Annotated in this window: 1 pseudogene; it reads right to left on the bottom strand. The window is 42.6% G+C overall.

The features are described 5' to 3' along the window. Positions 1–940, bottom strand: a pseudogene (locus N6P30_RS24375) (fimbria/pilus outer membrane usher protein); the annotation flags it as partial. Positions 941–1,003: the final 63 nt, after the last annotated feature.

The raw sequence follows: 1,003 nt of genomic DNA, 5'->3' as shown, positions 1-1,003 counted from the left end.
ACAGTTGATCCTGGTTGTCATCTTCCCAGTTTATTCGGCTAAATGTTAGTGAGGTGGATACGTTTTTTAATGGGCCGATATCAAAATCGCGGCTAAGTGATAATGAATAATTCACATTACTGCTGGCGTCCCAGTAAGTATTACGAGCCAGACTTACGTATGTATTTAATCTCAATGATTCAAGATACTGGTTAAACGTGACAATATAACTCTCTTTTTCATTCTGATAATTCGTGTAATGGTTAGTGTCATTGATATATTCATTCATCGACACAAAGTTTTTATCAGAGAAACGGTAGCCAGCGAAAGTGAGCTGGCTACCGGTAGATTCAAAACGTTTTGAATAGTTAGCACGGTAGCTATAACCCGTTTCTTTATTCTGATTATGTAACTGAGCATCAGATCGCGTGACATCAAAGGATAATGAGCCCAACGAGTTAAGGTTAAAACCAACTCCGGTAGCCAGGGATTGATAATCACGGTTTGTTAATACTGAACCACCATACAGGGATACATTGTTCAGCCAACCCCATGAGAATTCACCGGTCCAGAAGAAGGGCTGTTGTAAGGAATCGCCGCCAACGCTGGTCGGTTTCCCCATTGCAGTAGTGTAGCGAATCTGCCCTTTACGCGTCAGATAAGGAATGCTATTAGATGCAACTTGCCATTGCGTGACGCGCCCGTCCTCTTCTTCAACCTTGACGTCCAGTTGCCCCTGTAATGTATTGAATAAATTGGTAATAGAAAATGGGCCTGGAGGAACGTTTTCTTGATAAATAATACGGTTGTTCTGTGAGACAGTGACCTTTGCATTCGTTTGTGCAACACCCGTGATTTGCGGTGCGTAACCACGTAGATCAGGCGGCAACATATTCTCATCGCTTTTCAACGAAACGCCAGAAAAATGGAAAGAGTCGAAAATAGAGGATTCAGTATCGTAGGTGATGCTGCCAACTTACTGATTTAGTGTATGATGGTGTTTTTGAGGTGCTCCAGTGGCTTC

The organism is Enterobacter sp. PL1 (assembly GCF_945957325.1).
Lineage (GTDB): Bacteria > Pseudomonadota > Gammaproteobacteria > Enterobacterales > Enterobacteriaceae > Enterobacter > Enterobacter roggenkampii.
Note: the sequence above shows the minus strand (reverse complement) of the source record. Positions and strands in the feature narration are given on the sequence as shown.